Source organism: Acidisphaera rubrifaciens HS-AP3, assembly GCF_000964365.1.
GTDB classification, from domain to species: Bacteria; Pseudomonadota; Alphaproteobacteria; order Acetobacterales; family Acetobacteraceae; genus Acidisphaera; species Acidisphaera rubrifaciens.
On record NZ_BANB01000428.1, the window covers coordinates 1 to 7,764 of the forward strand.

Sequence of the window (7,764 nt, forward strand, 5' to 3'; positions counted from 1 at the left end):
CCTGGGCACGGCCCGACATCCTGCACCGCGAGCGGCGGGTGCATCTCTCGGGCGGCGATCCCAAGGGCTACGACGACCGCATCGCGCGGCTGCGGCTGCGGCAGGCGTTCGGCCGGCTGATCCGCCGGGCGGGCGACCGCGGCGTGTTCGTCCTGCTCGACCGGCAGACGCCGACGCGCCTGCTCGGCGCCTTCCCGCCCGGCGTCGCGGTGCAGCGGATGGGGCTGGCGGACGCGGTGGCGGCGACGCGCGACTTCCTCGCCCCCTGACGTCAGGCCGGCGTCCGCGACAACGCGCCGGGCGTCGCCGCGGCGATCAGCCAGTCGCGGAAGCGCGCGATGGCCGGCATGTCCGCCGTCGCGACCGGCGCCACGACATAGTACCCGGCATCCGCCGGCAGCACGACGTCGAACGGCGCGACGAGACGGCCGGCCGCCAGGTCGGCCTCGACCAGATGCGACCGCCCGAGGGCGACGCCCAGCCCCTCGATCGCGGCCTGGATGGCCATGAAGCTGTGATCGAAGGTCAGCCCGCGCCGCGTCGCGAGCGAGGCCGGCAATCCCGCCGCCGTCAGCCAGAGCTGCCAGTCCTCGCGCGCGAGCGTGCTGTGCAGCAGCGTGTGCGCGGCGAGGTCGGCCGGGACGCGCAGCGGCGGCGATCCGTCCCGCAACGCGGGCGCGCAGACCGGGAAAATCTCCTCGGCCATCAGCCAGTCCGCCCGCACGCCCGGCCAGACGCCGCGCCCGTAGCGTATCGCCATGTCCACGTCGTCACGCCGGAAATCGACCAGGTCGGTGGAGGTGGTGATGCGGACCTGCGAGCCGGGATTGGCCTCCTGGAACGCCGCGACATGCGCGACCAGCCATTTGGTCGCCAGCGACGCGGTCGTGCTGACGGTGATCCCGCCGTCGTCGCCCGACCGCAGCAGCCGTTCCGTCGCCCGGCGCAGGTCGATGAACGCGGCCTGCACCGGCGGGTAATACGCCTGCCCGGCGCGCGTCAGGGCGATCGCCCGGTTGCGGCGCGCGAACAGCTTGGTGCCGAGCTGCGCCTCCAGCCGGCTGATCTGGTGGCTGATCGCCGTCTGCGTGACGTGCAGCTCCTCGGCGGCCCGGGTGAAGCTCAGCAGCCGCGCCGCCGCCTCGAACGCCCGCAGACCGTTCAGCGAGGGAAGGTCCATAGCGCGCCTCTCACATGAGATTGTGTCATATTAAGCGTGAGAAACCATCCTTTGTCATGCCGAGGGACGCCGCGCAAATAGGGACGACGGACGAACCCGAGGAGGGATGTCATGTCCTATGTCAATCGCGACCACCTGACGAATTCTCAGCCGGCGGAGCTCTCCCACGCGGAGCATCACGGGCTCGCCGACCTGATCGCCGCATGGCGGACACGGCTGCGCGACCGGCGCGAACTGGCGACGCTGGACGACCGGGACCTGCGCGACGCGCGGCTGACCCGCTGGGACGTCGAACGCGAACTGGCCAAGCCGTTCTGGCGCGACTGATCCCGCACCCGCATCCGCACCGACGGAGAGACCGACGATGAGCGCCGCCCTCGCCCTTGACGCCGCCACCCTCGACCGTGACGCCCCGCGCGCCCCTTCCTACGTGGAGGCGACGCTGACCTTCATCGCGCCGATGGCGGCCAAGCCGTTCAATTACACCTTCCAGCCGCCCGACGGCGGCCCGATGAGCAACGTGGTGGCCGATCAGCGACGGGTGCGCATCCATGACGTGCGGCCGGTGGCGTCGCGGATGACGCTCGATACCGCCGGCTTCGCCCTGGTGCGCCGTCCCACCGCGCTGCGCGACTTCGACGACGAGGCGGCGATCCGCGCCGTCTATTATCCCGAATCCGAAGCGATCCTGCGCGCCGCGACCGGGGCTGCGCGGGTGCTGATCTTCGATCACACCCTGCGCCGCCGGATCGACGGCGCGCCTGACCGCGGCGACGGGCCGCGCCAGCCGGTGGCGCGGGTGCATGTCGATCAGACCGTGGCGTCCGGCCCGAAGCGCGTGCGCGACCTGCTGCCGCCGGACGAGGCGGAGACGCTGCTGCGCGGGCGGGTGCGGCTGGTCAACCTGTGGCGCCCGATCCTGGGCCCGGCCATCGACATGCCGCTCGCGGTCGCCGATGCGCGCAGCGTCGCGCCGGGCGATCTGATCCCGTCCGACCTGATCTTCCGCGACCGGGTGGGCGAGACCTATGCGGTGCGCCACAACCCCGCGCATCGCTGGTACTACGCCCCGCACATGGGCACCTACGAGGCGCTGCTGCTGAAATGCTACGACTCGGCGACCGACGGGACGGCGCGCTTCGTCCCCCATGCCGCCTTCGCCGACCCGACCGCGCCGGCCGACGCGCCGCCCCGCCAGAGCATCGAGCTGCGCGCCCTGCTGTTCGGCTGAGCGGTGAGGCGGCGGGGCGGCGGGGCCGCCCGTCGCGCTTGATCTCGTCCGCGCCCCGGCGGAAGTTGGGGCGCTGCACGAGGAGAGTGTCGGATGCTGGCTCGACGGGAACTGGACGCGCAGGAGGCGCTGGTCTGCACCATGGTGCTGGTCGCCGCCGCCGACGGACGCATGAGCGACCGCGAGATCGGCGTGATGTCGGGGCTGGTGCAGACCTTGCCGGTCTTTCACACATTTTCCAGCGAACAGCTGCAATCCGCGACCGGCATGGCGGCCGAGCTTCTGGGGCAGGAGGACGGGCTGGCGCAGGCCGCCCGCCTGATCCGCGCCGCCCTCGGCGACCGGCTGCGCGAGACCGCCTATGCCCTCGCCTGCGAGGTCATCGCCGCCGATCACGCGGTGGGGCAGACGGCATTGCAGATGCTGGATTTCGTCCGCACCGAACTGCATCTCGATCCGCTGGTGGCCGCCGCGCTGGAACGGGGCGTGCGCGCCCGCTACCAGACGGCCTGAGCCGCGTGGACGGGTTCAGGCACCGGGCGGTCGCGGCGCGCGACGCGCGGTTCCACGTCGTCCTGGCCGGCGACGGGCCGCCGATCCTGCTGCTGCATGGCTGGCCGGAGTTCTGGCTGACCTGGGCGCCGGTGATGGAGCGGCTGTCCGACCGCTTCACCCTGATCGCGCCCGACCTGCGCGGCTTCGGCGACAGCGACAAGCCGGACGGCCCATGGGGCGCGGACGACCATGCCCAGGACATGCTGGCGATGCTGGACGCGCTGGGCATCGCGGGACCGGTGGGCGTGGTCGGGCATGACGTGGGCGGCGCGGTGGTGCAGGCGCTGGCCCGCCGCGCGCCGGCACGTTTCGCCGGGCTGTTCCTGTTCAACTTCGTCTATCCCGGCATCGGCGCGCGGATGGGCACGCCCGACCGGCTAAGCGAGATCTGGTATCAGTCGTTCAACCAGATGCCGTTCGCCCCGTCCCTCGTCGGCGCGTCACGCGAGACCTGCCGCGCCTATATCGGCCACTTCCTGCGGCACTGGGCGCACCGCAAGGACGCGTTCGACGGCGTGCTGGAAGCGTGGGTCGACAACTTCCTCAAGCCCGGCAACCTCGAAGGCGGGTTCGCCTGGTACCGCGCCGCCCATGCCGGCCGCATCGCCATGATGCGCGGCGACGCCCCGCCCCTGCCCCCGATCACCGTGCCGACCTGCGTCCGCTGGACGACGGGCGACGCGATCTTCCCGATCGAGTGGACGGACCGGCTGGGCGAGACCTTCGCGGACCTGGATTACGCGCCGTTCGAGGGGGCGGGGCATTACCCCCACCGCGAGGCACCGGACCGGGCGGCGGGGGGGATTAGTGCTCACTTTGGCCGCGTATTGAGGTAGTCGTGTCACCTGAACTTGCAAAACTTAGAGTCATATTCAGACTAAGTATCTTTAGCTGTCTCAACTGATTGCTTATTTATGACGGCATTCGATTTAAGGAACTTGATAAGAACCTGCTCTAACTTTAAGCAAAGGTCTCTGTCGTTGACTTCAATATAAGCGCCATATTCGACTATTGGTTTCTTGAACCAAAACCTATCAGCATGGCTTTTTAACCGAGCCGCGATACTATTTGATGACTTTCCGACGTATATCGGGCGCTGGCTTACATCGTATAATACGTAGACGCCGGGACAGCTTGGCCATTCCGCCTCGACGTGAGGCGGAAAATCCTGAAGCTTACCAAGACCCACTACAGATTCTTGCTCGTCTAGCTCGTCCAATACTGGTCTAGGCACCTTCACTTGCAATGCCGTCGCAATTTTTTCTCGTGTTCTAGTCTGAGGATTAAGACTAGTTCGATTTTCAATGTTGTAAATCGTTGGAATCGCAACACCGGCCAAACTTGCCAGCTCTGGGATAGAGAGGCCCTTTTTTAGTCGACTAGAAGTTAGCCAGCTAGCGAAATCATCGTCACCAGCTTCGTCATCTGCATTTCCCTCATCAGCATTTCCGTCATCTGCATTTCCGTCATTTTCACTTTCACCATCTTCGTTCTCTTCGCTGTAATAGGGATCGTGTTCATTGATGAGTTCTTTGATCCTCGCCTCACTAGAGGCAAGCAATTTCTCGATCGCCTGTTTGTTTGTGGGATTTGGCGTGGCCCCCCCCTCATAATGGGCGACAGCCCCAGCGCTGACGCCAATGATTGATCCAAATGTTTGTTGACTTATAGAAAAGTGCAAGCGAAAGCTATGTATCCTATTTTTCAATGGTTTGTTACTATTTTTATAGACGGACTGATTTTGCGTAGTCACGGCCCTTAGCGGCTCCCTTGCTTTCTTTCCAATCCGTTCATTGAACGGGTACCTTCAGAAGTCGTAGTCATCTCGACGAAAAGATGCTACCATCACACTAAAGAGAATTGCCACACCGGTTTAGCTACTACGCAATCGATATTGTAAGGGATACAGGCAAGGTCGGCGCACGGTTGTCAGACGTGCGCACTTGTTATGTTGATCCGACTCGCCGGACCCGCACCCGCCGTATCCGGCGCGGCTCCGCGTCCAGGATCAGGAACTCCACGCCGCCCTCGTGGGTGACGATCTCGCCCTTGGCAGGGACGCGGCCGGCGAGGGTGAAGACGAGGCCGCCGACGGTGTCGATGTCGGCGGCGCGTTCCTCGTCGGTCAGGACCTGGCCGAAACGCTGCTCGAACGCCGCGACCGGCAGGCGGGCGTTGACGTCGAAGCTGCCGTCCGGCCGCTCCGTCAGCATCGGGCCCATCACCTCGTCGTGCTCGTCGCTGATGTCGCCGACGATCGTCTCCACGAGGTCCTCGATCGTCACCAGCCCGTCGATGCCGCCGTACTCGTCCACCACCAGCGCGAGATGCATCCGCGCCTGACGCATCTGCAGCAGCAGGTCGGCGACCGGGATCTGCGGGGCGACCATCAGCGGCTTGCGCAGCAGCTTGGCCAGCGAGAACGCCTCCGGCTGGCCGACATAGGCGAACACGTCCTTGATGTGGATCATGCCGGCGATGTCATCGAGCTGGTCGCGATAGACCGGCAGGCGCGAATGCCCCTCCGTCCGTATCTGCTCCAGCGCCTGCTCCAGCGTCACGTCGAGGCGCATGGCCACGATGTCAGCGCGGGGCACCATGATGTCGTCCACGTTGGTCTCGCGCAGGCGCAGCACGTTGGCGATCAGCGCGCGCTCGTGCCGGTCGAGTTCGGGCAGGACGCCGGGCAGCATCGGCGCCTCGGCCGCCTCCTGCACCAGTTCGGCGATGCTCTCGCGCACGCTCTGTTCGGGGCTGCGACGGCGCAGCAGCGTGCGCAGCCGTCCGACCCAGGGCGCGCGGGCGGCGGCGCCGCTCATGACGCTCGCCACGGGTTGGGCCGGCCGATGCGGTGCAGCAGCCGCGCCTCCGCCATCTCCATGCGCCGCGCGTCGCCCGCCCGTTCGTGATCGTGCCCCGCCAGATGCAGCCGCCCGTGGATAACCAGATGCGCGAGGTGATCGCCCGGCCGCCGCCCGGCGGCGCGCGCCTCGCGCAGCACGGTCTCGCGAGCAAGGAAGATCTCGCCCGGCAGTCCCGGGGCCGGCGGATCATAGGTCAGCACGTTGGTCGGCTTGTTGCGCCCGCGATGGGCGGCGTTGAGGCGCCGCACCGCGCGGTCCGACGTCAGGATGACGCACACCTCGCCCGGCAGCAGGGCGGCGGCGCGGCGGGCGATCGCCTCGGCATCGCGCACGACGCGCCGCCATGCCGGATCGGCCACGGCCACGTCGATCTCAGTCGGGTCCCCCCCGGCGGCGAACACCCCGCCGGCGGGGCCGGGACTAGGGGAAGGGTCCATCGCTAGCCGGTCCGCCCCTCTGACTTGCGCCCCTCGGCCGTTCGATCCCCGCCCGTCCGGTCCCCGGCTGTCGGGTCCCCATCCGTCGGGTCCCCGGGCGCCGGCCCCTCCTGCCGCCCGGCCGGGCGGGCGCGGCGGTCGCGTGCGGCGTCGGTGCGCCGGTCATAGGCATCGACGATGCGCGCGACCAGCGGATGGCGCACCACGTCGCGCCGGTCGAAGCGCACCACGCCGATGCCGGGCAGGCCCTCCAGCGTCTCCAGCGCGTCCGCGAGGCCGGACCGCGTGCCCGGCGGCAGGTCGATCTGGCTGAGGTCGCCGGTGATCACCATGCGGGTGCCCTCGCCCATGCGGGTGAGGAACATCTTCATCTGCACGGGCGTCGTGTTCTGCGCCTCGTCGAGGATGACGAAGCTGTGCGCCAGCGTGCGGCCGCGCATGAAGGCGAGCGGCGCCACCTCGATCTCGCCGTTGCCGAGGCGGCGGATCACCTGCTCGCCCGGCATCATGTCGTGCAGCGCGTCGTACAGGGGGCGCAGATAGGGATCGACCTTCTCCTTCATGTCGCCGGGCAGGAAGCCGAGGCGCTCGCCCGCCTCCACCGCCGGCCGGGACAGCACGATACGATCCACGCGGCCGTTCTGCAGCATGGCCACGGCCTGCGCGACGGCGAGATACGTCTTGCCGGTGCCGGCGGGACCGACGCCGAACACCATCTCGTGCGACGCCAGCGCGTCGATATAGGCCGCCTGCCCGGCGCTGCGCGGCCCGAGCGCGCCGCGGCGGGTGCGGATCGACGGCAGGTCCGACAGCGGCAGGCGCGGATCGGGTCCCGGATCGGCGTCGGGATCGGCCAGACGCAGCGCCGCCTCCACCTCGCCGCGGCCGATCCCCTCCCCCCGCTCCAGCCGCGCCCACAGGCTGCGCAGCACGTTGCCCGCGACCTCGGCGCGGCCGGGCTCGCCGGCGATGGCGATACGGTTGCCCCGGCAGGACAGCCGCACGCCGAGCGCCTGTTCGATGCGGACCAGGTGGCGGTCGTGGTCGCCGAGCAGCAGCGGCAGCTTGGTGTTGTCGTTGAACTGCAGGGTGAGGACCCGGCCGGAAACGGCGGGCGGCGGAGGCGCGGAAGGGTCGGGACGGGCCGTCGCGATCTGGGTCAAGCCGCCTGTCACTCCTGCATGATGGTCAGGCCGCCCGCGCTCCCGGGGCGGTGTCGGGCGGCAGGTCCGCCGGGATGCCTGCCAGTGAGTTGGGGTGCGCGGCCGTGATCTTCACGTCCAGAACGCGCCCGGCGAGGTCGGGGCTGCCCGGCAGGTGCACGGGCTGAAGATAGGGGGTGCGGCCGGCCGCCTGTCCCGGATGCCGGCCGGGACCGGTCACCAGCACCGGCAGCGTGCGCCCGACGCAGGCGGCGGCGAAGGCGTGCTGCTGTGCCCGCAGCAACGCCTGCAGCGCGGCCAGCCGCGCGTCGGCGACATCGGCGGGCACCTGCGG

At 68.8% G+C, this 7,764-nt stretch carries 11 protein-coding genes; 5 read left to right on the forward strand and 6 right to left on the reverse strand.

Annotated features, from left to right (window positions below):
- A partial coding sequence (locus B8460_RS12440; RefSeq protein WP_048861922.1) for a helicase C-terminal domain-containing protein occupies positions 1–269 on the forward strand: 269 nt, incomplete at its 5' end.
- 2 nt (positions 270–271) lie between these two features.
- Here the strand turns inward: B8460_RS12440 and B8460_RS12445 are convergent.
- Positions 272–1,180 (reverse strand): transcriptional regulator GcvA, encoded by a 909-nt coding sequence (locus tag B8460_RS12445; RefSeq protein WP_048861923.1) that lies wholly within the window; start codon positions 1,178–1,180, stop codon positions 272–274.
- A 111-nt stretch (positions 1,181–1,291) separates the two neighbouring features.
- Here B8460_RS12445 and B8460_RS12450 point away from each other — a divergent pair, with 111 nt between their 5' ends.
- The 4 genes from B8460_RS12450 to B8460_RS12465 all read left to right on the forward strand — a co-directional run bounded on the left by B8460_RS12450 (position 1,292) and on the right by B8460_RS12465 (position 3,802).
- Positions 1,292–1,507 (forward strand): DUF1127 domain-containing protein, encoded by a 216-nt coding sequence (locus B8460_RS12450; protein WP_199445639.1) that lies wholly within the window; start codon positions 1,292–1,294, stop codon positions 1,505–1,507.
- Between the two features lie 37 nt (positions 1,508–1,544).
- Positions 1,545–2,411: a CmcJ/NvfI family oxidoreductase gene (locus B8460_RS12455; RefSeq protein ID WP_048861924.1), complete on the forward strand. Its 867-nt coding sequence runs from the start codon at positions 1,545–1,547 to the stop codon at positions 2,409–2,411.
- Between the two features lie 93 nt (positions 2,412–2,504).
- The gene (locus tag B8460_RS12460) at positions 2,505–2,924 is read left to right on the forward strand and encodes a tellurite resistance TerB family protein (RefSeq protein ID WP_048861925.1); all 420 of its coding nucleotides are present in this window, start codon (positions 2,505–2,507) and stop codon (positions 2,922–2,924) included.
- A gap of 5 nt (positions 2,925–2,929) precedes the next feature.
- Positions 2,930–3,802, forward strand: coding sequence for an alpha/beta fold hydrolase (locus B8460_RS12465; RefSeq protein WP_048861926.1), 873 nt, complete (start codon positions 2,930–2,932; stop codon positions 3,800–3,802).
- A 41-nt stretch (positions 3,803–3,843) separates the two neighbouring features.
- Here the strand turns inward: B8460_RS12465 and B8460_RS20990 are convergent, their stop codons facing one another.
- From B8460_RS20990 to B8460_RS12485, 5 genes are all read right to left on the reverse strand, one after another.
- Positions 3,844–4,719 carry a hypothetical protein gene (locus B8460_RS20990; protein ID WP_148360579.1) on the reverse strand — a complete coding sequence of 292 codons (876 nt, stop codon included), beginning with the start codon at positions 4,717–4,719 and terminating at the stop codon, positions 3,844–3,846.
- A 193-nt stretch (positions 4,720–4,912) separates the two neighbouring features.
- The gene (locus B8460_RS12470) at positions 4,913–5,785 is read right to left on the reverse strand and encodes a hemolysin family protein (RefSeq protein WP_048861927.1); all 873 of its coding nucleotides are present in this window, start codon (positions 5,783–5,785) and stop codon (positions 4,913–4,915) included.
- Positions 5,782–6,267, reverse strand: coding sequence for an rRNA maturation RNase YbeY (gene ybeY, locus B8460_RS12475; protein WP_084623595.1), 486 nt, complete (start codon positions 6,265–6,267; stop codon positions 5,782–5,784). Before ybeY ends, B8460_RS12470 begins: the two co-directional genes overlap by 4 nt.
- A 2-nt stretch (positions 6,268–6,269) precedes the next feature.
- Positions 6,270–7,430: a PhoH family protein gene (locus B8460_RS12480; protein WP_084623597.1), complete on the reverse strand. Its 1,161-nt coding sequence runs from the start codon at positions 7,428–7,430 to the stop codon at positions 6,270–6,272.
- A gap of 25 nt (positions 7,431–7,455) precedes the next feature.
- Positions 7,456–7,764, reverse strand: a 309-nt coding sequence (locus tag B8460_RS12485; protein WP_148360580.1) for a TRAM domain-containing protein, incomplete at its 5' end; no start/stop codon positions are given.

Coding starts and splice junctions, on each gene's coding strand:
- B8460_RS12445 (WP_048861923.1), bottom strand. CDS start 1,180: ATGGACCTTCCCTCGCTGAACGGTCTGCGGGCGTTCGAGGCGGCGGCG.
- B8460_RS12450 (WP_199445639.1), top strand. CDS start 1,292: ATGTCCTATGTCAATCGCGACCACCTGACGAATTCTCAGCCGGCGGAG.
- B8460_RS12455 (WP_048861924.1), top strand. CDS start 1,545: ATGAGCGCCGCCCTCGCCCTTGACGCCGCCACCCTCGACCGTGACGCC.
- B8460_RS12460 (WP_048861925.1), top strand. CDS start 2,505: ATGCTGGCTCGACGGGAACTGGACGCGCAGGAGGCGCTGGTCTGCACC.
- B8460_RS12470 (WP_048861927.1), bottom strand. CDS start 5,785: ATGAGCGGCGCCGCCGCCCGCGCGCCCTGGGTCGGACGGCTGCGCACG.
- ybeY (WP_084623595.1), bottom strand. CDS start 6,267: ATGGACCCTTCCCCTAGTCCCGGCCCCGCCGGCGGGGTGTTCGCCGCC.